Source organism: Rhodopseudomonas palustris HaA2 (assembly GCF_000013365.1).
Classification (GTDB): domain Bacteria; phylum Pseudomonadota; class Alphaproteobacteria; order Rhizobiales; family Xanthobacteraceae; genus Rhodopseudomonas; species Rhodopseudomonas palustris_J.
Genome location: NC_007778.1, coordinates 2,511,448 through 2,535,714, shown reverse-complemented (window position 1 = coordinate 2,535,714; position 24,267 = coordinate 2,511,448). Strand labels below are relative to the sequence as shown.

At 65.6% G+C, this 24,267-nt stretch carries 13 protein-coding genes; 1 reads left to right on the top strand and 12 read right to left on the bottom strand.

The annotated features are described in order from the left end of the window. Window positions 1-4 precede the first annotated feature (4 nt). The 12 genes from RPB_RS11150 to RPB_RS11095 form a co-directional block, all read right to left on the bottom strand. On the bottom strand, window positions 5-2,020 hold the full coding sequence (locus RPB_RS11150) for a DUF2341 domain-containing protein (protein ID WP_011441112.1): 2,016 nt from the start codon (window positions 2,018-2,020) through the stop codon (window positions 5-7). Next, a complete protein-coding gene (locus RPB_RS11145) occupies window positions 2,020-3,747 on the bottom strand; it encodes a ShlB/FhaC/HecB family hemolysin secretion/activation protein (RefSeq protein ID WP_011441111.1) in 1,728 nt (575 codons plus the stop codon). Before RPB_RS11145 ends, RPB_RS11150 begins: the two co-directional genes overlap by 1 nt. Window positions 3,748-3,983: 236 nt before the next feature. Then, window positions 3,984-4,970 (bottom strand): FecR family protein, encoded by a 987-nt coding sequence (locus tag RPB_RS11140; RefSeq protein WP_245258344.1) that lies wholly within the window; start codon window positions 4,968-4,970, stop codon window positions 3,984-3,986. 228 nt (window positions 4,971-5,198) lie between these two features. After that, on the bottom strand, window positions 5,199-5,750 hold the full coding sequence (locus tag RPB_RS24130; RefSeq protein WP_011441109.1) for an RNA polymerase sigma factor: 552 nt from the start codon (window positions 5,748-5,750) through the stop codon (window positions 5,199-5,201). A 113-nt stretch (window positions 5,751-5,863) separates the two neighbouring features. Beyond that, window positions 5,864-6,571, bottom strand: a complete 708-nt coding sequence (locus RPB_RS11130; protein ID WP_011441108.1) for an energy transducer TonB — start codon at window positions 6,569-6,571, stop codon at window positions 5,864-5,866. 21 nt (window positions 6,572-6,592) lie between these two features. Further along, window positions 6,593-7,255, bottom strand: coding sequence for an STN domain-containing protein (locus RPB_RS11125; RefSeq protein WP_245258343.1), 663 nt, complete (start codon window positions 7,253-7,255; stop codon window positions 6,593-6,595). 472 nt (window positions 7,256-7,727) lie between these two features. After that, window positions 7,728-19,820, bottom strand: coding sequence for a filamentous haemagglutinin family protein (locus tag RPB_RS11120; RefSeq protein WP_011441106.1), 12,093 nt, complete (start codon window positions 19,818-19,820; stop codon window positions 7,728-7,730). A 113-nt stretch (window positions 19,821-19,933) separates the two neighbouring features. Continuing rightward, complete coding sequence (locus RPB_RS11115) at window positions 19,934-20,878, bottom strand: FecR family protein (protein WP_245258342.1); 945 nt, start codon at window positions 20,876-20,878, stop codon at window positions 19,934-19,936. 25 nt (window positions 20,879-20,903) lie between these two features. Continuing rightward, the gene (locus RPB_RS11110) at window positions 20,904-21,512 is read right to left on the bottom strand and encodes an RNA polymerase sigma factor (protein WP_011441104.1); all 609 of its coding nucleotides are present in this window, start codon (window positions 21,510-21,512) and stop codon (window positions 20,904-20,906) included. Continuing rightward, entirely contained in the window at window positions 21,509-22,222 is a 714-nt protein-coding gene (locus RPB_RS11105; RefSeq protein ID WP_011441103.1) for an STN domain-containing protein, read from the bottom strand. The genes RPB_RS11110 and RPB_RS11105 overlap by 4 nt, the downstream gene beginning before the upstream one ends. A 193-nt stretch (window positions 22,223-22,415) precedes the next feature. Next, window positions 22,416-22,790, bottom strand: coding sequence for a hypothetical protein (locus RPB_RS11100; protein WP_245258341.1), 375 nt, complete (start codon window positions 22,788-22,790; stop codon window positions 22,416-22,418). A 128-nt stretch (window positions 22,791-22,918) separates the two neighbouring features. Continuing rightward, on the bottom strand, window positions 22,919-23,662 hold the full coding sequence (locus RPB_RS11095; protein ID WP_011441101.1) for a S1 family peptidase: 744 nt from the start codon (window positions 23,660-23,662) through the stop codon (window positions 22,919-22,921). A gap of 224 nt (window positions 23,663-23,886) precedes the next feature. On the opposite strand from RPB_RS11095, the gene RPB_RS11090 reads away from it, so the two are divergent. Then, window positions 23,887-24,084, top strand: a complete 198-nt coding sequence (locus RPB_RS11090) for a hypothetical protein (protein WP_041798206.1) — start codon at window positions 23,887-23,889, stop codon at window positions 24,082-24,084. The last annotated feature ends 183 nt before the right edge of the window (window positions 24,085-24,267 follow it).

The following is a 24,267-nucleotide window of genomic DNA, read 5'->3' as shown; positions in this document are numbered from 1 at the left end:
CTCCTTACTCCGCCGCCTGATCGCGGCGCAGCGGCGCCGGCAGGTCTGAGGTGTAGAGTTCGGCGATGCGCGTCACCACGTCGTCGACGAACACCTGGACGTCGGCGGTCAGGTTCTTGATCTGGGAGATCAGGTAGTTGTAGCCGAACAGCGCGGGGATGGCGACGCCGAGGCCGGCGACGGTGGCGACCAGCGCGGCGGCGATGCCGGGTGCGATGGCGTTGACGTTGACGTCGCCGGAAGCGGCGATTGCCGCGAAGGTGATCATCACGCCCACCACGGTGCCGAGCAGACCGAGGAACGGACCGCCGGAAATCGCGATGGTCAGCATCACCATCAACCGGTTGAGGCGCTGCGATTCACGAACCACGCCGCCGTCGAGCGCCGCCCGCATCGCCGCGACCGAGTTCGAGGAGAGTGTCGGCACGCCGCCCTGCCCCGACCGACGCCGGATCTCGTCGGCGGCGATATGGTAGATTCGGTACAACGACGACGACCGCATCAGCGCTGCGTCCTTGTTGTCGAGCCGCCCTCCGAGCGTCGCCACGTCTTCCGGCGAGCCGTAGCCCAGCAACCGGAGGTCGAAATCGACGGCATTGTAGCAAGCCATGAACCGCGCATTGGCCCGGGCCTGACGCCGCAGATACGACGCACGGTCGACCATCACCATCCAGCTGATCACCGCCATCACCATCAGGATGGCGATCACCACCCAACCGTCGAGGGTCACCGATTTCAGGATCACGGCGAAATATCCCGACAACCAGCTGCCGGACTCTTCGTCGACGCTGAACGCCAGCAACTTGCCCTTGTCGAGCCCCTGGCCGATCGCCGCGACACGGACGAACCCGGCCGGTCGAGACACCTTGCTGATTTCGAGTTCGTCGATATCTCCGGTGAACCCGGCCATCGCCGCCGGGGCGGCGGCCACCGCGGCATCGGCCGCGGGTGCATCGCCCGTCGCCGCGCTCGGAGGAGTGCTTTCGTCGGCCAGCGGCACCGAAGTTTGGGCAGGCGTCGCTGTTGGAGGCGCGCTGGAGGCAAGTGCGTCCCCACCGACGAAAGCAAGGGTGTTGAGCGCCGGAAGAGCGGCGTCGAGGACGGCATAAGCGTTGCCGTCGAGATACAGCGTAACCCGGCCATTGCCGGCGACGACAGCGACATGATGCCAGCTGTTGGGCGCGACCGGCGCGGCCGTCGCGGTGCGCTGAACTGCGCCCGCATTGGCGACCTCGACGAACGGCGCGCCGTTGTCCAGACCGATCACCACCGCGTTGCCACCGTCGCGCCGGCTGTACAAAGCGGTGTTGGGCTGCGACGACGCCGGCTTTACCCAGGCCGACCAAGTCCAGCCGCCGCTACCGGCCAGCGCCAGCGCCGACGATGACGGCAGGGTCAGCGGCGCACGCCCGTCGAGGCGCAAGCCCGTGCCGATGATAGCTCCTTCGGCGGGTTGGCCGACGCTCTGTGCGTTGTTGGCCCAGACGGTCGAGTCGAGCGGCACGGTGCCGCGCTCGCTGAAGTGATAGACGAGCTGGGTGTCGGCGTCGTAGGTGCCCTTCGAATCCGCGGTCGCCGCCGCCTTCTTGTTGCCGTAGTACAGCCACAAATCGGTCTTGGCGCCCGGCTGCAGATCAGGAACGGAGACCCAGACCAACGCTTCGCCGAGCAGCGCGTCGAATTTCTCGACGTGATACTTCAGCGGAGTCTTGTCGTCGCCGGCAACGAAGCGCAGATCACTGCCGTCTTCCTTGGTGGTATTGAAGCGGAAGTTGCCGCTGTGCAAACGGACCAGAACCGGCGTGGTGCCGATTGGATCCGTGATGTTGGCGCCGGCGGCGCTGGTATCGATCGTGATCTTCTTGCGCAGTTGCCAATCGTCGTTCCACCACGCGTTCGCCGGCGTCGCGCTCAGCAACATGCCGGCGAGCGCAGCAAGCAAGCCGACTTTGGTCAAAGCCTTGGTGCCTCGCGACCACCTCCGTCCGGCGCCGCGCACGTCGTCTTTCTCGATTGTCATCAGAATTCGCCCCAAACACGGAAATTGAAGCGCGGATCACCCGCGCGGGTGTAGGCTTGGTCCTTCATCGGCACCGACAGCACGACGACCCCGTTAATCGTGCTGAACACTTTGAACCGGGAGCCGACGCCGTAGCTCCACAGGTCGAACGACGAGATCTGGTTGGGCAACGGCCGCTGAACGTTGGCGTGGCCCGCGTCCGCGAAGCCGAAGACCCGCCACTCGTTGAACGTGGTGAAGCGGGGTGTTCCCTGCCCGGTCTCGTCCTTCATCTCCTTCTGCAGCCAGGCACCGATGTCCGGACTACGGAGTTCGAAATTGCCGACGACGCCGTCGTCGCCGAGCGTTTCGGATTCGAGATAGCCGCGCACGGTGTCCATGCCGCCCACGCTGATCTGCTCGCTCGACACCAACGGTCCGTCCGCGACCTGCGACGCGACCTTGCCCCAGAGCTGCAATCCCTCAGGCAATTCCTGGGTATGCGACACATCCGCGTTGAAATGGGTGAAGCTCGGCGATGCGAAATATCTCTTGGCGTCGAAATCGGCGGCGCTGCTCGACAGGGTTCGCAGATTGTAGGTGACCGAGGCGTTGAACTGCGTTGTGTAGTTTTCGCCCTGGAAGGTCGCGCCGTAGCTGGCGACTGCCGGATAGTAGGTGACCGGCGACGAGAAGGCGTCTGCGCCGAGCGCCACCGTCTGGTCGAAATGCTTGTAGTCGAGGCCCGCCGACAGCGTGTGAAAGAAGCCGTCGCGCCCCGGCAACGTCATTATCGCACGCGTGCCGATGATCTGGCCGGGACCGACGATGTTGGTACCGCCGACGCTGGCGACGCTGCTACTCGACGACACGCCGTAGATCAGCAGGTTGATCCAATCGAGATTGGGCAGCCGCGCGAGGTACGAGCCGGAGAACACCTCGGCATCCTGCCGCCGCTCCGGCGCGACCTGATAGGTGAAGCTCGCCGAATGCCCGAGCTGCCAGAGATTGTCGTAGTGGACCGTGGCGTTCAGACGCGTCGCCGTGGTGCTCGGCGACTGGCGATTGTTCACTTCGACGGAAGCGTGGATCGGCGCCTTGTCTTCGACGTTGAGGTCGACGTCGACCGTGCCCGGTGCGACGCCGGCTCGCAGCGCGGGTGTGACCCGGCGGTCGGGCCACTGGTTGAGCGCGACGATGTCCTTGGTGACGTCCTTGAAGTTAGGAACCGTGCCCTCCTTCAGCGACGGCGCCGTCTGCTTGATCCTGTCGACGTCGAAATAACGCGAATTCTTCACCCGCAGCCGGCCGACCTTCATCTCGGTGACCTTCAGGACCACCACCTTGCGCCCGACATTCTGTGGAGGCACCGCCACACTGACGGTCTGAAATCCCTTGTCGTGATACGCCTTCTCCAGCGCGGCCCGCGCCTTCTCGACGTCATCCGCCGTCTTGTTCGGTCCGAGAAACGGATAGACCGCCTCTTCGATCTCGATCTGCGGCAACTTGTCGGCGCCCTGGATTGCGAAATCATCGATGTCGAAGCGTTGCGCCGGCTGCGGTTGAGCGGCCGGATTGGACGGCTGCGCCGCGGCCGGCTGCGCTGCGGCCGAGACGGCAACCTCGCGGGCGTCAGCCGGCCTCACCAGGCCGACTGCGGCCAGTCCGACCGTCGCCGATTTCAGGCAAAACACCGCCGCGCGCGCGGCCGTGGAGCCGCGACGCTGATAGCTAATTTCGAATCGCACGGGTTCGCTCGTCTCCCGGACACGCACATGACGACACGGCGGGCGGCCGCGTTCACGGTATCTCGATTCAGAAGACGACTGGCTCGGCCGGACACTGAATCATATATTAAGAAATATTCTCTCGGGGCAGGAACAATGATTTGCCGGGCCGATCGCGCGACGGCGCCGCCGGGGTGAGAGGCCCGAGCATCAGTTCGGTCCGACGACCTCGCTGAAATGGAAAGACGATTACCGCGTCAGCTCAGCAGCAAAATTCCGCCCGGTAGCGTTCGCGCAGTGGCGCCGAACAGTCCGTGGACCTGCGCGACGAAATCGTCGAGATGGTCGAGATAGAACGTCCCGGAGATCATGCGGCGACCAAGATTGCTGTTCATGATCACGATACGACCGGGCCGATAGCGGTTGATTTCGGCGACCAATCGGTCGACCGGCCAATCGTGAACCAGCAACAGGCCGCGCTGCCACGCCGTGGCCTGTTCGGCATCGGCAGGCGCAACCGCCGTGAGGCCGCTCTCTTCGGAATACGTCAGTTGCTGAGACGCAGCCAGCACCGCTCGCCGGCCCTCCCATTCGACCTGCACGTCGCCAGTGAAACACGCCACCGAGACGCTCTGGTCGACGCATCGGACGTTGAAGCTGGCCTGCTGCGCCTCGATCCGTCCTCCCGCCGCGTCGATCACCATCGCCCCGACATCACGGCTGACATCGACCGCCGCTTCGCCCGAAATCAGCGCGACGCGAGGTGTCGCCGATGCGGACCGCACCGACACCGCGGTCTGCGTGTTCAGAGTCATGACCGCATTCTTGGCCACCTCGATCTTGCGGCGCTCGCCTTTGCCGGTGCGGTGGTCGGCCGCAAGCTCCTCGATCGAAGGCCACAACCCGAGCGGCGGATGCTTCGAGACGTAGATGCCGCCGAGTGAAGCGGCTGCGGCGACGCCACCACCGATCAGCAGCCGGCGGCTGAGGACCGGCCGCGACCGAACCGGAGGCATCGCGCGCGCCTCGTTCCGGCCGACCAATTCGCGGGTCGCCTCGCCGAAAGTTCGCCAAAATTGGACTGCCTCTCGAAATGCATCCTCGTATTCCGGCCCGCGCTTGCGCCACAGCGCCAATGCCGCAGCGTCGTCCGACGTCGCGCCGCCGGAATTCAGCCGGATTACCCAGGCGAGCGCCTGACGCTGCACGGCATCGAGCTCGGGCATCTGGTCGGCAGTGCTCAAGATCGGTCGCTCACTTCGACTATCTCCACCCGCGACCTGCTCGCCCGCAGGCACGCAGAACTCGCGTTGATCTTAAGACGATTCGCGATGCTGGAGACCGAATCGGATCGTCGCGCAATCCCGACAACCTTCGGTTCTCGTAAGTAAGTTCAAGCGACGTGACCTGCTTTCAGGCTGCCGGCGGTAAATTCCGCCCGGCAGAAACGCCCGGATCCAAGCGATCTGCGGCTAGTCGACCGCTCGCGGTTTCGGGCGGGGACCGTAGCGACGAACCACCCGGCGGCCTAGTCGGCGGCTCAAATACTCCATGGCGTGCTGAATGTCGAATTCGACAGTCCGAATATTGATTCCGAAACGTTGGGCAATATCACGATGCGGGATCTGCTCGAGATGAGCAGCGATGAAAACCTCACGCCGACGCTGCGGCAATTCGCCGAGCGCTTTCTGGAACTCGGCGATCTCCATGCGAGATTCAGCCACAATCGCCGGATCGGGCCGATCATCGACAACGTCCATGATCGCGGCGACCTCACCGGCGCTCAGCAGATGCCGATCCTTCTTGTTGCGATCTTTGGCAACATTGAGGGCGATGCGAAACAGATAATCCACCGGACTGCGGATTTCCACGGCGTCCGAGACCCGATCTACCTTGAGGAAGGTCTCATGCAGCGTTTCGTGGGCGACGTCGGCAGAGCCCAAACAGCGGGTCAGCCGTTTCGCAAGTCCCTGATAGTCTGCCGCCAGTGCCTCACGGAGCGATTTACTGTTGCGATCGAACACTTTTTTACGCTGCCCGCACTGACGTGCTTACAAACTGCCATGAATGACCGCATCGGTAGGTATCGGCGGTCAGTGACAACCTCGTGACGGTTGTTTGTAGAGCCTTGCACGATTCAGTACGACAAATCGAACGCGACCGGCACAAGAATATTCAGGTTGTCCGGCAAGTCATCCGGAATTCTCGGCAGCGGCTGCGCTCTTCGCAGCGTCGCCATCGCCGCGCCATCGAGGATCGCGGACCCGGAGCTGGCCCTGATCGTGATGCGGCCGACGCTGCCGTCACGCCGCATTGCGAACAGCAGTCGCACGACGCCCTGGGTCTGACTGCGCTTGGCCGCGTCTGGATATTCGCGGAACCGGGCGATATGCGACAGCAGCGTCCGCTGAAACGTGGCGGCCTTCTGTTCACGGGCGATGCGCGAGACCGGGGGTGCGGTCGCCCGGGTCCGCGGGGCTTGCGCCGGGTCGACCTGCTCGGCGGGCGCTGGATCCGGGATCGATGCGACTTCGGGCAGCGGTCGCGCTGGCGAGTCCGCCGGGGACTCTGCCTGGGCCCGTTCTGCCGGCGCGGCTTGGGGTCGTTCCTGGTTCAAAGGTCCGGCGTTTTGCGGACCTATCAACCGGACCTCGATGAGATTTTCGTCGCCGCGAAGATTGGGACCAGGCGGCAGCCGGTGCAACCAATACACGCCCGCGGCGAGAAGCAGCGGCACGGCCACTGCGGCGACAGCGAACCAGCGCAGTTCGAGCCCGGTCGCAGTCGCGCGCCAATCGGGGGCCGCACTGGACGGCGGCGCGGCACGGTTTGGACTGTCCCACATGGCGATCGTCGACCTTCGTGACTACAGCGTTTTGATCGAAACCAAGAACCGGATCGGCCGCGGCACGTTCGGCGGCGGTTGACGGCTCAGCGTCATGGTGTGCAGCAGATCGGCGATCCTGGCATCTCGGGCGGGGTCGCCGGTCGAGCCGTCGAGTTCGGCGCGAGCGATAGCGCGCGACGCTGGATCGACCCACAATCGAACCGCAAATCGGTATTCGCCGCCTTGGGCCCGGTTGACCCGTCTCATCGCCTTCTGGATGTCGGACTGAACCGACGCGACGTATTCGCCCAGCCGGTTGGCGTCGGCGGCGTCGCGGCCGCCGACATGCAAGGTCTCGAGTGCCAAATCGGTGGCGCCGAGCGAAAGCGGTGGCGGCAGATCGGGATCTGGGGCGGTGACCGGCGCCAGCGTGATGGCGCGCGACCGGCTGTAGCGGATCTTGAGATCGGTGTCCGCCAGCAACAACCGCAGTGCCATATCCGGCGTAAACTCGCCTTCGACCGAAGGCGCGTTGAAGCCGGCCGCGGCCGCGGTCTCGAACATCACCTGCACGCCGCTCTGTTGACTGAAAGCTTGCAGCGCTCCGATCAGCGGTTGGGCTGGAATCCGGAACGTCATCGGGCCGGCGGGACTTGCAGCTTCTTCGCCGGTCGCCACGGCCACACTCAGCATCAACGCCATCGCAGCGATCAGTCGGCCGACCGGCAACCAGCTCGATCGCCCCATTAACCCTACACTGACACTCGTCAAACTGGCCTCACTCTACGTCGCTCCGCAGCCATGTCGCCTCGGCGCCAGCCCCGGCCCCACCGCCGTGTCCGACGCGTCGGTCGCCAGAGCTCCATTGTCGCTTCCTATGTCAGTTCGATGACATTCAAGAGACAACGGTCGGCCGACCACGTCTGCGCCGGACGGCGGCGGTCGATCGACCGCTATTGTGGCCCTGCATTTAACCGCAAGAGCCGACACTGCGATGTCAGTTGGATGCGCCTCGTTGGGGATTTGTGCATCACGAACACATGCGGGCACAATCAACTCGGCACGCACTGACCGCGCGAAGTGTCCGTGTGGCCATCAACGCGGGGTTGCCCGTACGGGCTTGGGGCGCGACGGACGTTCCGATGGATGCGCCGGGCGCGAAGGCGACCGGCGGTCAGCGCACCTCCGCCCGCGTCATTAACTCGTCGAGCTTGGCGCGTTCCCGCGCAGTGAGTTGACTGCGTTGCTGTTCAGTCAGGCGGCCATGGCCGACTGCGCGAAATGCGCTGTCAGGGTCGTAGCTCTGGCGATCCTGATCGTTGCGGCGATCTCGCGGCAGCGGTGGCGCGGGCTGGCTGCCGCCGTCTCCGCCGCCGAAGCCCAGAAACTCCACCAGGATGATCGACGGCCGGTCGTTGGCCTGGGCTGGAGCAACAGCCGCCGGGGTGGCGGCACCAGCGACGTTGCCAGCCGCAGTGAGCGCAGCGACCGGGGGCGCCTGAACGGTCGGCAGCCCTGACGAGGTCCCCTGCACCTGGATATTGGCGGCATTGACGATCTGCAGCGCCACCAAGTTGATATCGCCCGAGACCCGGATGCCGGCCTCGCCGGCATCGATGGTGCCGAGCGGCGCGATCAGGTCGATATCACCCGCCGTAGTGCCGGGCACCGGGTTGAGGGTGGCGATGCCGGCGCCGGTCGACGGGACCTGTGGTGCCAGCGTGACCTTGCCATAACGATCGTAGATACGCTTGGGAGGCGTATAGACCAACGTGGTTTTGGAGCCGCGACCGGCGTTGATGTCACCTTCCGCCGACCAGGCCAGGATGCTGCCGCCGTAAGTCGTCATGATGCGGCTGAGGCCGAGCAGGATCGAGCCCTTGGAATAGAGGCTGATGTCGCCTTGTCCCTGGGTGATGACACCGGCGGTGCCCGCGGGCACCTTACCCTCGACGCCGAGGACCTGGCGGCCGCCCGGCGTCAAGACTGTGATGTCCCCCCCGGCGATGGTGCGCACACCGCTGTCGCCGAACATCACGAAATCACCGTCATAGGCGATCGGCTCGCCGCTTGCGTCGCGGTCCGGAAACAGCGTCGCGATCACCTGCCGGCCGCGGAAGTAAGAACCGTAGCGAACGCTCGCCGGATCGTTGTATTCTCGGCCCGCCACCTTCAACTCCGCAAAATACACCTGGCGCAGGAAGATCGCCTGCTCCTCGGGGGCGCGGTTGCCGAAATAGACGCGGGCATCGGCGTCGCTGGCGGCGACGTAGCCGTAGCGTATGGCCAGCCATTGCCGCAGCTCGGCCTCGTAGGTCTTGGCGACCCTTCCGGCCTGATCTGCGAGCGGCGTGCCGCTCACCGCGCGATTGGCAGGGTCGAGATAGAGCGTTGCGATCGCCGCGTAGTTCGGCCCCGCCGCGCCGGCACCGGCGAGCAGCCCGATCGACGCGCCCGGCCTCTGGTCAGCCGCATAGGCCGGTCCAGTGCTGACGATGGATCCGAGATCTCCGAGGAAGATGTCGCTGTCGGCGGTGATCGACACCTCACCGGGCCCCTTCGCCGTGATACGCGGATAGATGATCTTTCCGCCGGCCGTCACCGTCGAGACGTCAGTGGCGTTCGCATGGGTGATCGTCAAGCTGCTGGAGAGTTGCGAGTCCTTGGTCATCACGATGTCGCCGCCGGCCGCCATGTCGAGCCTCTTGGCGGTCGTCAGCCAAAGTCCGACGATGTCGCCATTCGCGGCGTAGATCCGCACCGGCTCGGGATCGCCGGCGTGAACGTCGGAGGTCGGCTGGTCGGGGGCGAAGGCGAACAGATCTCCCCTCTTTTGGGAGGTCGCATTGGTCAAGAAGACAGAGTAGCTCCGCACTTGCGCAAAGGCGGGATGGAACGGCGTCGGCAGCAGCGCAGGATCGGCCGCCGACATCACGATGCTGCCGTATCCGTAGATCGAGCCCTGCGCCAGCAATTCGAAGCCGGCCCGTGCCGCGGGCACCTGCTTGCTAGCGGCGCTGGCGTAGATGTTGCCGCTGAGCGCCGCCGCCGTGAACTGCGGCGGCAGATAGAGGCCGTCCCCGGAATTCGCCGAAAACGGAGCCAGATCTCCGCCGAGTGACACCATGTCGACCGCCGTCGAGGGCTGGAAGAGCGAGAACCAGGTCACGATCGAAGTGTTGGCCGGACCCGCCACATCGCCATATGCATTCGGGTTCATTGCCTGATTAATGCCGATTTCGCCTACCGAACCGAGCCAGGCGGTCCCAAGCGTGCGGATGCTCGCTGCGGCGTCGCCAAGCCGCAGCGACGGACCGGCGAACGAATAAGCGATGTTGGCGCCGCTCGTGAACTCCGCCGGGCGCGGATCACCGGCGATCGACGTCGCATAGACCTTGCCTCGACTGCCAATCTCCGCCGCTTGTAGCGTGATGCTGCCGCGCAGATTGGTGATCTGGCCGCCGTCGCTGAGCGGGTTCAACCGCCCGCCGACCTGGATGGACAGATCGCCGCCGCCGGTCTCGATCAGCGTGCCGTCGGCCAGCACGCGGCCAGTGGCACCGACCGCAACCGACAGGCCGGTGGTCACCCGATTGGCCGCATAGATATTTGTCGTGGTGATGCCACCGGCAGCGCCACCGACGACCACGGTGGCATTTCCGCCGCCATAAGTTCCGAAGCCGAGAGGCCCGCTGACGTAAACCGCGCCTTTGTAGTTGCCGAAATTGACGGACCAGCCGGTGGCCTGTCCGAGATCCGGCGCACCCTGCAGCATCAGCCACTCACCGCCGTCGCGCATCAGGCTCAGCTGGGCGTTGTAGCCGGCAAGATTGCCCTGGACCGTCACTCGCAGATCGCCGCCGTGATCCGGGAAGTAATTCGCGCGATCGTTGAAGGTGGACTCGAGCCCGGTGCCGCTCGGCAACTGGATCGAAGGCTGGTTGATGATGTAGGCGCTGTTGCCGCTGGCGAGATCTTGCTGCGTGCCCGCCGTGTAGACCGCGTACAGCGAGCGCTCGGTCAGTGAGCCACCGGCCAGGAGATCGAGGTCGCCGGTGCCGGTGCGGATCACGCTGGCGATTTCGGTTTGTCGCACGTCCGCTCCCATCTTGGTCGGCGAGTGGGTGTGGTAATCGTCCAGCACGATATTGCCGGAGTTGCCAAGCCGATCGGCGGGCAGCAGCGCGCGGCTGTCGCCGGAGGCGAGATCGGCGCCGCCGACCAGGCGGATCGACGCTGACATGGCGCCCGGCGCCAGCATCGGCGCGATCGCATAGATCTTGCCCTGCGACAGACGGACGATATCGGCGGCTGCCGGCACAAGCTGATCCCCGCCGAAGTAGAAATAGGTGTCACCGGTCCACAGAATTTTCGTTCCGGCGGGAATTAGGTCACCCGAATAGAAGTAACCACGGTCGGTACTGACATACAATCTGGATTCGCCATCGTACCAATAATAAGGGAGCACCCAATCCTCGCCGAGAGTCATATCTTCTGTCGGCGTGTAATCATCGTAAGGCGGGGCATAGGCCGGAATCACCGTGACGACGCCGTTCTGCGGCCGGTCGCGGAAATTGACCTCGTCGGGGCTCGATTTAGGCTCGGCGAATCCGTCGGTGATGCTGCCCTTGATGGTGAGGTTGCCACTGGCGCGGATCATCAGCGCGAGCGGCTCGCCGAAGCCATAGGTCGCCGAGGCGGTGTTACGGTCGGCGTTCGGTCCGTAACGAAAGCCGGCGAGATCGAGGTCGCCGACGACCGTCAGTTTGCCACCCGACGCCGCGCTGGAGACGATCTCCACGCCGGGTCGGAAGTGATAGGCGGCGCCGACGGTCTTCAAGCCGGCAAGCCTCGCCTGCAAAGCGTTATTGCCGAGCGCATTGGCGTAGAAGGTCTGGTTGGTCGCATCGATCTGCGCCAAACCAACCGCGCCGGACACCACGCCGGCCGCTGTATCGTCCTGCACGATGGTTCCGTTGGCATCGGTCGGGCTGTAAGTCCAATAGCCGTTGACAGCGAGGCTGGCGATGCCGCGCAGGTTCAGCGGCGACGGCGCATCGATGTTGACATCGCCGCCGGTCTCGGAGCTGCGGCGAGCGTTGATCTCGACCCGGCCGCGCGAAATGCCGTCCGGTGACGACGTGTCCAATGTCGCGCCGCCGCCGATCCGGATCCAGCCCTGGCTGGTGCCGAGCTCGATCGAGTTGCGGTTGGAGGCCTCGATCGCCTGGCCGTAGCTGTCGACGACGAGCTGAGTGCCGTGCACGTCGAGCACCGCATTGCCGGTCAGCACGACGTCGTCGCGCGCGGCGAGCCGGATCGCGCCGCTGCGCAGACCGCTGGCATCGATTCGACCATCGACCGTCAGGCTGCCACCGTCGGCCGTGATCGTCACGTTGCGAGCCTTCACGTCGCTGCCGACCGCCAGGTTGCCGCTGCCGAACACAAAGGCGCGGCTGTAGGCGAATCCCTCCGCATTCAGCCTCTGGTTCAGCGCGGCAAAGTCGGCGCTCAGATTGCCGCCGCCGAGCGAATCCGCGGCGAGATCGAAGGCGCCGTCACGGGCGCCGTTGCCGCCGCCGCTCGCCAGCAGCGCGCCGGCGAACCGCGCCGCGCCGGCGGCGCGCAGCTTGAACGTGCCGGCGTCGCTACCGTCGGACGACAGGTCGACGATCGAGCCGGCCGCCAACGTGACGTTGCCGTTCAGGCTCACCAGCGTCACATCGCCGGCCCAAACCTGGCTAACCGCCTGGCCGATGGCGACGGCGTGCCCGGACAGATCGAGCCTCGCCCGAGAATCGATCAGCAGATCCTGCCGCGCCGTCAGCGTCAGCGCGCCGCCCGGCAGCAGCACGGCGGTATCGACCCGCAGCGTGTCGGCAGTGACGGACAGCGTCGCGCCGAGGCCGCCGGCGGGACCTGCCACGGCTCCGGTTTGCGTGAGCGTCACCGCGCCGCCGTAGATCGCGAGGTTGGCGCCGGCATCGCCAGTGATCGCAGGCGTATTGAAGACGAGCGTGCCGCCGACCCCCTGGTAGCTGGCCGGATCGAAGCTGCCGCCGATCGCGGGGCCGCCCGCATAGACCGACACTGTGCCCTTGTTGTTCGCCGTGACCCGTTCGGCCGCGTTGAAGACCGCGGTATCGAAGCCGAGCATCAGGCGGTTGAATACGAGATTGGAGTCGGACTGCGCCTCGGCCGGATAGCCGAACACGACTTCGCGGGCATCGACCACCAAGGCTCCGCTGTTGCCGAGACCGGCGAGGCGCTCGGGAGGCGTCGCGCTCTTGAACTGCGGGGTGCTGCTAGGTCCGGTGGCAACGGGATCGAACACGCTGCCGCCGGTCCACACCAGCCGGTTGGTGGCGAGATGCACGCTGTCCGAACCGGAGCCATAGCCGTAGATAGCGGGGCTCGCCAGAACCAGCTCGTCCAGCCGCGATCGGCCGGTGAGCGGATCGAAGGTCGACAGATCGCTAGAGCCGAAGAAGTTGATCGACTGGCCGGCCGTCATGACCAGATGCTCGACCGCCGGCGCCCCGGCCGCGCCGCCGCCCGACAACAACGTATCGAGGAAGCCCTGGTCGAACCGCAGCCCGACCGGAAGGTTGGGCACAGCGGCAAGCGCCTCTGCCGAACCGATGTTTAACGAGGCAACGCTGAGCGCCAGGTTGCGGGTGCCGAGCTTGATGCTGCCGCTCGTCTGCAGCCCGGTGGGCGCGTAGAATCCGATCGTGCCTTCGGAGTAGAGCGCGGCGCCGTCGTTCATGACGATTCCGCCGCTGCCGAGGCCAGTATTGGCGTTCAGGATGATCGAGCCGTTGGAGACGACCAGCAGGGTGTACAGGCTCGGATAAGATTGCGGCGCAGTACCGAACGCAAGTCCCGAGCGCGAATCGAGACCCGAGAAGCCGCGGCCGAGCGTGTTGATTTCGGCCCCCGCTTGCAGGGTAATCGTGGTCCCGGCGAAGGCCAGAACTTGCGAGGCGGACACCCGGACCCCGGCTTCGATCGTCAGCGAGTCGACGAGGGCAAGATTGCCGCTGTCGACACTCACATAGGTGTTGTTATCGTATGGCCGTCCGCCAAGCACGAGGTTCGGTGCGCCGACGGCGGCGAGCGTGCTGGAGCTCACCGTGGTCCTGCTCGCGGTGTTGGCGGTCGCGCTGCCCGGTGCCGTGATCACCAGCGCGCCCTTGTGCAGCGCATCTCCGGTGGTCAGGAACAACGAGCCGTCGATGCCGCCTGCTGCGGCGGCAAAGTCTATGATGCCGTTGACCTTGAGGGCGCTGTTCGCTGCGACCGTCGCATCGAGCCCGAGGTCGATCGTGAGGAACTTGGCATCGGCCTCGACCATCGTGCGCCGCGTGCCGAACTGCGCGGCCGTGCTCAGCACGAAGTCGCCGTAGCTCTGTTCGTTGAACTGCGCATAGTTGCGCACGGCATCGGCCGGCGTGATCACCAGCCGGGTTGCAAGCGCATCCTGTATATTGGTGTGGGCCACGGCCTGATGGCCTGTCAGGACGTAGGAGCCGTTGGCGAGCGCGACGGGGTTGACGGCTTGATCCGTCCTGGCGCCGAGTTCGACCCGGTAGGCGCCCGGCAGCAGCGCGTAGTTGGCCGGCAACAAGGTGTAGGTGCCGGCCGGCAGGCCCGGTACGCCGGCCGGGATGGTGATCTGCTGGCCGATCGTCGGTACGCCGCCCGTCCAAAGATTGTTGTATCCACCGGCAGCCGGCGCGGTGAAGGTGCCCGGCACGATCGCATAGACCTTGTTGCCGGCACTGCTGAAGCCGTGGATTCCCGCATTGGCGAGCGGCGTCAGCAGCGGATCGACCGACCCGCCGCGCCCGGAGATGAAGGCCGCGCCGGCGAGCGTGCCGCCGCCCGACAAATCGATCAGCGAGCCGGCGTCGGTCTGAACGGATATGCCGGCGACGCCGACGCCGACATAAAGGGACGTCGATCCCGATGCGCCGGTCCTGTACAGGCCGTTGACCAGGGACGGCGTCACCGGAGCTCCGCCATCAACCGTGTAGCGGATGCCGTCGGCCGTGCCACCGTAAGGGACGATCAGTCCGTCGGCGCTGACCGAGGTGATGCTGCCGGGCATGAACTCGATAAGACGCGTGGTATTGACTGCCCGGCCGGCGGGCGTGGCGAAATCGCCGAACTGAATTTGCCCCATCGGGGCGCGAACGACGCCGCCCTGCTCGATCGTCTCGGCGAGCAGCGTCAGATTGCCGAACACCGAATATGGCATGTCGGGCACCGCGCCCGTTCCATGCACCGTCAGCCGCGAGCCGGCATCGTTGAACCTCGTGAATCCGAACGTGTCGCCCGCCGTTTCGATGCCGCCGGCGGCAGCGAGCGCGACCGCGCCGGAGGCCGGATAGATCTGTGCCGCCGTGAGATCGAGATCGCCGCCCGCCGCGAGTATCGTGACGTAATCGACAAGGCGGGCGTTGGCGCGTTCCGTGGCTTTCAGGAAACGGATGTCGCCGGAGCTGGCGACGCTGGCCATTTCGTAAGCGAGGGACGCCAGGTTGCGGATATCGACGAGGTCGGCCGACACGGAGAACGAAGCTCCCTTCGCATAGACCGGCAGCCGATCCGCGAACATCGTCGTCCATTCCGGATGCAGCGTGTTGGCCTGAAGCGTGTGACCATCGATGAATACATAGGGCGCGGCGAGCGTGACCTTGCCTGTCGCGGCGGTGTTGACGATTTTACCCTGCTGCAAAACGAGGCTGCGGCCGAGCGACAGATTGACATCACCGTCAAAGGCGATCGCGCTGCGTCCCCACAGCGAAAGCGAGTCGAAGCCGCCGGCCTTGACCTGCGCGGCACTGAGGCGGCCGCTGCCGAGGACCAGCCCGGCGTCCGCGACGCCGGGCGCGAGACCGTCGGTCAATCCGGTCGGTGTCGTGTCCTGGGTGATGGCGATCACGCGACCGGCCGTCGCAGCCTGGACGAGAGTCGATGAGGCGCCAGCGCCGATAGCGACGATCGGCGATTCCAGAGTCAGCGAGAGCGATCCGCCGCTGGCGCCAACGCCCCCGGCCGCGGCCCGCATCGTCCCGTCTATAGCAAACCCCCACAGGCTGGAGAGTCGAATCGATCCGCCGTTGCCCGCGACCAGCGCCGGCCCCTCACCGAGCACGTCGAGGACTGCGCTCGCGCCCGACGCATCGATCAGCGCGCCGGGACGGATGACCACGAACGCGTTGCCCGAGTTCATCCCGTCGGTGGTCGGCGTCTCGTCGGTGCCGAGCACGATCGAACCACCATCGGTGACCGTCCCGTAGCGTCGGCCACGACTGTCGGTCGCCGCATGGGCGATGCCCGAGACGTCGAGCACCGCATTGCTGCCGATCCAGACCGAACGTCCGAAGCTGGAGTTGGCCGTGAGGGGAGCGGATGGCGTGAGATTGAACGCGCTGATCGAACCGCCGCGCGCAGTGATTTCGCCCTCGATGGTTATCTGATCGTCGCCGAAGAGGCTGACGCTACGGCCTGGATCGACGCTGATCGACGCTCCGCTCCCGATCGTGATCGGAGCCGCGGCATGCTCGTTGGCAAGCGCTACGCTGGAGTACAATCCCGCTGCGCGCGCGGTGAGAACCAGGTCGGCGCCGGGCCGCTGGTTCAAGGTTCGACGTAGCGCGTCCTCGGCGAACAGCGGCGCCAGCGCGAGCGATGCCGCCGTGTCGACCCTGCCGCCGGTCGGCAGATCGACCAGCGCTCGGGAGAACTGATAGGTTGGCTCAACGACTTCGATTTGCAGCCCGGGCTGGACCGTAATGCCGAGCCCGCTGCTGATTGCGTAGGAAGAGAAGCCCTTCTGGAACAGAGATGGGTCGAGCGCCAGCACCGGCGCCACCTCGACCGACTGCGGCAGAACCGCTCCGGCCGGCAGGACGTAGCCCTTCGACAGAACCGCGTCATAGGCCAGCACACTTCCGGCTGCGAAGTTCACGTTGATCGGAGAGAGCCTGAGCGGGGTCGTGAAGGAGTTCGGCGGAAGCACGTAGCCGCTGCTGAAATTGCCGGCCATCGTCTGCAGAATGGTGCCGGCCGGCACCGTGCTGCCGGGGTAGTAATAATGGAAGGTGGTATCCATGGCATAGAAAATGCCGGCCGGGACCGTCCATCCGGCGCTGCCGACGGTCACCACGGCGGTGCTCGAGACCTGCGCCTGGGCGCCTGCCGGCACCAACTGTCCGCCCGCGACCGAGGTAATCGTCATGGTGATCGAGAACGGTGCAACCGTGCCCCTGGCCAGTGTCACAGGCGACGCCAGCACCAGCAAGACCGGTGCCGCCTCGCCGGCCGCCAGCGTGCCGCCGGGAAGCGGCGACGGGCCGATCACCATCGCGCCTGACGTCGACAGGGCCAGCTTGCCACCCTTGCCGAAGCCGTTCGAGACCACCTCGCCGTTCAGCGCCAGCGAGTTTCCTCCCAGCGTGATGTCACCCCCATTGCCGCCGGAGAATTTCCCGGTCGACAGGATTGCGCCGCCGGCCGAGGCGTCGAGCCGCACGCCCGCAGGGATCACCAGATCGTAGCCGTTGAGCGGGCTGCCGCTGACCGTGATGGCACCGCCATTGCGGTAAGCAAGCCCCGACACGCGCGTCGGGTCGAGCAGCGCATTGGTCCAAAGCCCGCGGGTGTCGACAGTAACGCCCGGATCAAACGAAGACACCGAGAGGGTGACACTGCCGCCACGCGCGGTGATGTTGCCGCCCAGATGGTTGACGCTGAGCGACACGATCGCTCCGGGCGCGAGCGTCAGATCGCCCTCGATTTCAGAGCTGCCGAAAACGCTCAGCCCGCCGAGCCCCATGGCGCTGATTTCCGCCGCATCGAAGACATGGCTCGGCGCGGTGACTTGTGTGGCCCCGGGTCCGGCGAACAAAACGATGCCGCTCGTCTGCGTGCCGCCGTTTCCAAGTCCGATATCGACAGTTCCCACCAGAAGCTGTCCGGGCAAGCCGGGTTGCGTCTGAGTCAGCTTGTAGCCGTCGGTCTTGGTGGACGGCCGCGATGTCGTCTGACGCTCGCCCGTATAGACGGCGGCGTCGATATCCGCCTTGAAATCCGACGTCGCCGCGAGGATCTGCAGCAATCCGGCGTCGCGGCCGACGCTGTAGGCGTCTTGGTGGAAGCTGCGCACAGCGCCGTGCGCGGGAGCGCCCCAGGTTTCCTTCTGCCCCCAACGGGCGTGGTCGCGTGTGAAACCGCTGCCATAGCTGATGATCGGCATGTCTGCCGGCGCGTTGCCGATGCTGTAGATACGGCCGTCGGCACCAATCACCATTGTGGTGAGGAGGTCGCCCGCCGCATAGTTCACCATGCCGCCGGACAGATCGATCAACGCGCCGCGTTCCGCGATCACTTTCCTGCCGGCTGCCAGCGTCACGGTGCCGCCGACCGCGGTCCACTCGCCGATGGTGTGACCGGTGTTGCCCAGATAACCGCCGACTTCGAGCAAGCCACCTTTGGTGTAGTAGCGGTCGGATGCGTAGCCGCCGGTGCCGGCCGGCACCAGCACGAGGTCCCGGATATCGATCCAGGCGTCCTTGCTGACGAGCACGCCACTGTCGCGGTTGACCGGGCTGTCGCGCATCTCGTTGGGCTGGATGTTCACCTTCAGATTATTGGCCGAGGCCGGCAGTACCGTGCCCGTGGTGCCGGAGACATCGAGGGTCGCCAGCGTTTCGACCCGGATGTCGCTCACCGACGACACCGCGATCTGACCGCCCTGCGCCAACGTCAGCGAATTGCGCCTGAAGGTGACGAGGCCACCCGAGACGATCTCGACACGCGACTGATCCTGGCGGTCGTCGAGCCGGCTGAGATTGTTGAATTGTGGCGCGTCGTTCGCAGCGGCGGCGCGGCCGGAGTTCTGTTTCGTCGAATCGGCGATCAGCGCGTCGCGCTGGCTGTCGAGCGCGGTGACCTTGCTGTCGAGCTCGGGCAGAACGGCAGTGAGCGCGCCATCCGCCACAGTCACACTGCCGGTGGGGTCGGTGATTGAATTGAGCAAGTGCACGGTGCCGCGCTGATCGACCGAAGTGGTCGCGACCAGGATGCCGTCCTGGGTGACGCTGTGACCCGCAAGCGTGATGTCGCCCTGCTGCGCGAAGACGAGGCCGCTGTTGCCCACGGCGCCGCTCTGACTGTTGCTGGCCCGAACCGGAGCGACTTCGACACCACGCGTCGTCGACGTGGTGTTGCCGTCGGTGGCGTAGCCCGAGCGAAGAATAAAGCTGTCGCCGGCGGCCAGCACGGTCTGGCCCTTGGGCGTGGAGATGGAGCCGGCATTGCGCACTTCGGTGCCGAGCAGGATCACCGAGCCGCCGCCGCTGGTGACGGTCTTGGGCGCCGCGGTGGCGATCGACGCGCCGGCCTCGACCACGATGGTGCCGCCGGCCGCCGTGAACGACGGGTTGTACACTTTGTTGATGGCGGTCGAATAGATGCCGTAAGTGAGGAACTGATTGTCGGTGATGCTCGCCGCCGAGGCGATCAGGCTGCCGACAGTGATCTGGCTGGCGCCGCCGAAAATGATGCCGTTCTGGTTGATGATGTAGATCGAGCCGTCAGCCCGGATGCTGCCGAGAATGCGACTGGGCGAGCTTGAAGCGCCGACGCGGTTGAGCGCGACCCAGCTTGAATTTCCTTGCTGATCAAACACAAGGCTGGTGTTCGCGCCGATGTTGAAGCTCGACCAATTGAGGATCGCCTGCGCGCCGGTCTGCTGCACCGTGACGGTCGGCGCATCGCTCGGACCGCTTTGCATCGGCGTGCGCGCGTTGGTCCAACTCACCACCGGACGCGCGATACCACCCGCCGCGAGGCCGGAATCAGGCACCAGTCCGCCGACGGTCAGGCCGTTCGGCACGCCGCCAGAGCTGCTCGCGGCGGCACGTGCGGCTGCTTGCGCCGCCTGCATGGCCTGGATCGCAGTGGTTGCCCGCGTCAGCGACGCCGACCCCTGCGCCGCAGCCGAGGCCGCCTGCGCGGCGGCTTGCGCCGCCGCGTCTACGGCGAGAGTCGGCGCCGACAGCGTTGCGCCGCCGCCCAACGAACGCGCCGACGCGGGCGGCGCGCAAAGCAGCAGAGCGCTCGCGCTTACCGTGACCAGCAACGCGGCATGCGCGGCGAGTCGACGGGTTGCGCCGGGGGAACCAAAGAGCATACGGGAGGCGGCATTGGCAACGGGCATGGTCTCTCTCAGTTCGATCGGCGACACGGCTGGCATCGATCGTGCCCAGCACGATCGATGCGTCCGAGAGAGACGATTGCCGCGAAGCGAGTCTGAACCTGACGACGCGTTAATTTTTGTGAAGATTTTTTATCATGGTGGGACGACGGCTAGACTACGAGCATGACGCCGCCCGGCAGAGACCGGGTCCTGGCGCCGTAAGCCTGAGCCAGCCAGGTCAACACATCATCGATGCGATCGACGCGAAAACGGCCGTTGACGGTCCTGTTCGCCAGCGCAGATCGCATCAGGACGATCTTGCCGGGTCGATACCTGTTCAACTCCGCGATGACATCGGCGAGCGGCGTGTCGCGAAAGATCAACACCCCGTCGAGCCAGGCTGCGGCGTCGTTCGGATTGACCGACACCGTCTGGCCGAGCCCGGCGCGGTCATAACGGAGCTGCTGATTGGCGCCGAGTGTGGCGACGTGCGGTCCGCTCTCGACACGCACTTTGCCCTGGGAGCAGGTTACGCAGACGCTGTTTCCGAAGTTGCGGATGTCGAACCGGGCAACGCTGCCGATCGTCAACCCGCTGTCGGCCGCAACCACGAGCGCCCTCGCCGCCTGCGCCGGAACTTCAAACGACGCCTCGCCTGCAATCAGCGTGATCTGGTCCAGATCGCCGTGGGAAACCGGCACCGAAATCGCGGTCTGCGTGTTCATCCGCACCGCTACGTCGCCCGGCAACATCAGGCGTCGCTGCTCGCCGGTGGCTGTCCGATAGTCGGCTCGCAGCTCGTCGAGCGACGGCCACAAGCCAAGCGGCGGCATCACCACCGCGGCGCTCGCGGCAGCGGCGGCGAGCGCACCACCGCCCACCAACATCGCACGCCGACTCATCGGCGCCGCTGGCGACGGCCAGACCGGGACGCCCTCCTGGGCCACCAAGTCTCGCCCCGCGGCGCCGAGATTGCGCCACAACCTTGCCGCCTCGGCGAACTCTCGCTCGTGCGCGGGGCTCTGCCGGCGCCAGAGGTCAGCGGCATCGAAATCCGAGCGTTTGGCTTCTCCGGAGAGCAGATGCGTGATCAGCCGGCGTGCGTCGGTTCTCAATTCGGTTCTTTCGCCCCCGTCGGATCTAATCATCGCGCGCAGCCAGGATGTGCGGCCCGCCCGGGAGCGGTGATGAAAGTCTCTCTGGAAGAGACGTTTCTCGCGGCGCCAATCGGTACAGGTCCGCCGTCATTTTTTCGAGACGCTCGGCGCAATAATCGTGAGCGGCCTGCAACTCACGATGCACGTAGCGCACGGAAACGCCGTAACGCCGCGCGATCTCGCCGCGCGGCAGACCTTCGACACGGGCGGCGATCAGGATCGCCTTCTGCCGTGGCGGGAGTTCGGCCATGATGGCGGTGAGCAGCCGCAATTCCGAGCGTCCCTCGGCGTCGCGTTCGGCGTCCGGCGCGTCGTCGGAGATGCCGAGCAAGGTCGCAGCATCGGATGTGGACACCAGACGGTTTTCGGCACGCAGATGATCGCGGCCCATATTGATTGCGATGCGTAGCAGATAGGTGTCAGGACTGCGCACAGCATCGATCTGGCCGCCGCGCTGCAAGCGCAGCCAGGTATCGTGCAATGCGTCGCCAGCCAGTTCGGACGACCCGAGATAGCGTGTCAGGCGCCGTTTGAAATCGTCGTAGCGCAGCAGCAGGCGTTGCTGCAGCGCTGCCCAACCCGCCTCCGTCATCGCTCGACCCGCTGCCGCTGCCGCTGAAGCGTCCGGCAATCATTCTGCATATCCGGCAACACCGTCATGATGACCGGCTGAGCGAAGCCGGCGGGCGGCGGCTCACCGATTTGGATCCGCTGAAGCGCCGCCTCCAGCGCCGCGTCCCCGTCGACGTCGCCGGTGGTGTCGAGCAACGCCGAGCGCGCGATCAGGCCGGACGGCGCGATCCAAAGCCCGATCGCAATCCGATGTGGCACTATTGACGGACGCGCATCGCCGCAGAATGCCTGTCGAAGGCCAGCCTGAATCCGGCCGTAGTAGCGGATCACGGCGCTCCGCAGCACCGAATGGGCTTCTGACGCAGCCGGATCGAGTTCGAGGACGACCCCATCCTGCGCCATGTAACGCGGAACGAGGCCGGTACCGGCGAGCAGCCGGCGCAGGGCCACGTCCGGTGCAAGCGCGCCGCGGACATCCGAAGACTGCCGGCCCTTGGCCAGCGCGGCGTCATAGATCACCTGGAAGCCGGAGATCACCCCATAGGCTTCCAATGCCGCCCCCAATTGCTGCGCCGGGATGTCGAACGGCAGCGGACGCGCCGCGGCGCTGCTGGTGCCACGTTGCACGGGATCGGCCTGCTCCGCAGCAACGGGGCATGGGACATTCGCTGTCAGGCACAGCGCCAATAATGCAGCGGTTCGCCGACATCGCAAGACTGCCTGGCCCATCCATCTGCATCCAGTCGCCGGGCGGATGGAGCTGACACGTTGATCCGCGGGCAACGCCTCGTCTCGTAGTGAGGAATTGTGACAATTTGACCACGAAACCCCGCGAAGCGCGCCTGCTCGCGCTTGGGTGGAGCACCTTCGGAGCCGCCCCATCTCTGCCGCGGGGCGCATGGGCCTGCGCCGGTCGCCTCGCTTACTTCTTCAGATTGAGCGAGAATTGCAGGTTCAACGGCTGCAGCATCTCGGGCGGCGGGGGTTCGCCGACATTGCCGCGCATCAGGATGGTCCGCAAATCGGCTTCGGCCCGCGCATCGTTCAGAGCCGGAAACGCGATCTTCTCGACAGTGCCGTCGGGATTGAGCCAGGCCCGCACCACCAGCGTCGGCGGGAGCCCGCCGGGCTTCCCTGCCCGCTCGACGACATGGGCGCGAAACCGATTGGCGATCTCCTCGTCGTCGCTGATCCAGGATTCGAAACGGTACTGGACCAGCTTGGCGAACTGTGTCCACGACGGCGGCGCCGCAGCCGGGCTGCGATAATCCATCGACTGTGCTGCAGCCGTCTTCATGCCACCCGCGCAGACTGAAAACAGGCACAGGGCGAGGACGCAACTTCGCACACCCAGCCGATTGATCGCGAACACCGCCACTTCTATGTCTCCCCGGTCGGCCGAATCCGACGCCCGAACATCGCCGCTCAATTTTGCAGGCATGTGACCCGCGCGGAAATCGATGCCGCGCGATGGGCGCGCGAGCCGCCCCCGGCAATTTGAGGCCGGTCGTCCTCGGACGGCCTGACGCTGTGACTGGCGAGGAACGCCTTCGCTTCGGTGGTCCCGACCGCCTGCACGCGGTTGATCATGCGGCGCCGACTGACGACGCCTTCGACCAGACCGCGGCTGTTCAGAACCGGCGCGCCGCTTGTTCCGAAGCTGGCATTGGATTCGAGCTCCAGCGTCCCGCTACCGTTCCGGCGATCCGCAACCACCGCATTGGCGAGCGTCCCGCCGCCTGCAATCATGCCCGGCAGATTGTCATAGGACGCCGCGAACATCAGATCGCTGGTTGCGGGGGACGAATTTCGAGGGAACACGGCAGCCAGGCCGAGCGTCTTCGGCACCTTGAGCAGCGCAAGATCCTCACGCGGCGACAGCGCCACCACCCGTGCCGCGAACGACCGCCCCTCCTTGGCAATCACGACGCGCGCGCAATCCTCGACCGCATGGCGAGCCGTCAGCATGTGTCCGGCTCCATCGACAAAAAACGCAGTCCCGTTCAGCTCGCGCCGGAAACTGACTGATCTTGCCGTGTGCGACAGCCGGTCGGGTTGCTGCGACAGCTCTCGTCCGCGTTCGGCAATGCTGCTTGGCAACGACTGGCCCATCGCAGGCAACAAGCCGGCGGCGGTCCATCCAGCGATCAGAAGCGTGGTTCGAAGCATCGGCGCAACATGTCTCGTAGCGTGACCGTTGGAGTGAGCTGCCAGCTACTGACGAGCACCATCGTCGCTGTCAATCGCAATTCTCATTCGCAACATCCGGCCGCCGGGTCGCGGACCGCATACCGAGCGCGCGCGAGTTCGAATCCGATGCCCCCCCCCCCCCGATCGGCACTGTCCTGACAGGCTTGCGGCGGCGTGTCTGTCGCAATATGTTCAAACAATCGATGACCAACTCTGATGAGGACTTTGTGGCGAACGAAGCTCTCGAAACAGTGTCGAAACAAGATCAGTATCTTTCCGCCGTTCGACACGAATTGGATCTGTTCGAGCGCCGCGAACGCGACTTTCGCGCTCAGTTGCGACGGCAGAGGGCTGAGCAGTTGACCGAGGGATTGAGCCTCCAGCTCAGCGATTTGCGTTGATTTGAGTAGCGTCCCCGCTTCGCTGACGACCGTTTCCCGCGACGATGGTGTAGTCCCAGGCATCTGCTCCGGCTGCGAATGAGCCCGGTGATGATGGGGTCATGGCGATTGCCGAACGAGGCGCACGCAACCCTCGCGCCTAGCGTCGCAGCGATGCGCTGCCGCTTTGTGCAGGGCAACAGG

What these genes read in the sequence shown, in the direction of transcription:
- RPB_RS11100 (WP_245258341.1), bottom strand. Translation starts at nt 22,790, where the DNA reads ATGAAGACGGCTGCAGCACAGTCGATGGATTATCGCAGCCCGGCTGCG.
- RPB_RS11095 (WP_011441101.1), bottom strand. Translation starts at nt 23,662, where the DNA reads ATGCTTCGAACCACGCTTCTGATCGCTGGATGGACCGCCGCCGGCTTG.
- RPB_RS11120 (WP_011441106.1), bottom strand. Translation starts at nt 19,820, where the DNA reads ATGCCAGCCGTGTCGCCGATCGAACTGAGAGAGACCATGCCCGTTGCC.
- RPB_RS11110 (WP_011441104.1), bottom strand. Translation starts at nt 21,512, where the DNA reads ATGACGGAGGCGGGTTGGGCAGCGCTGCAGCAACGCCTGCTGCTGCGC.
- RPB_RS11090 (WP_041798206.1), top strand. Translation starts at nt 23,887, where the DNA reads ATGACCAACTCTGATGAGGACTTTGTGGCGAACGAAGCTCTCGAAACA.
- RPB_RS11125 (WP_245258343.1), bottom strand. Translation starts at nt 7,255, where the DNA reads ATGGCGTTGATGCTGAGTGTGGCCGTGGCGACCGGCGAAGAAGCTGCA.
- RPB_RS11150 (WP_011441112.1), bottom strand. Translation starts at nt 2,020, where the DNA reads ATGACAATCGAGAAAGACGACGTGCGCGGCGCCGGACGGAGGTGGTCG.
- RPB_RS11105 (WP_011441103.1), bottom strand. Translation starts at nt 22,222, where the DNA reads ATGGGCCAGGCAGTCTTGCGATGTCGGCGAACCGCTGCATTATTGGCG.
- RPB_RS11130 (WP_011441108.1), bottom strand. Translation starts at nt 6,571, where the DNA reads ATGTGGGACAGTCCAAACCGTGCCGCGCCGCCGTCCAGTGCGGCCCCC.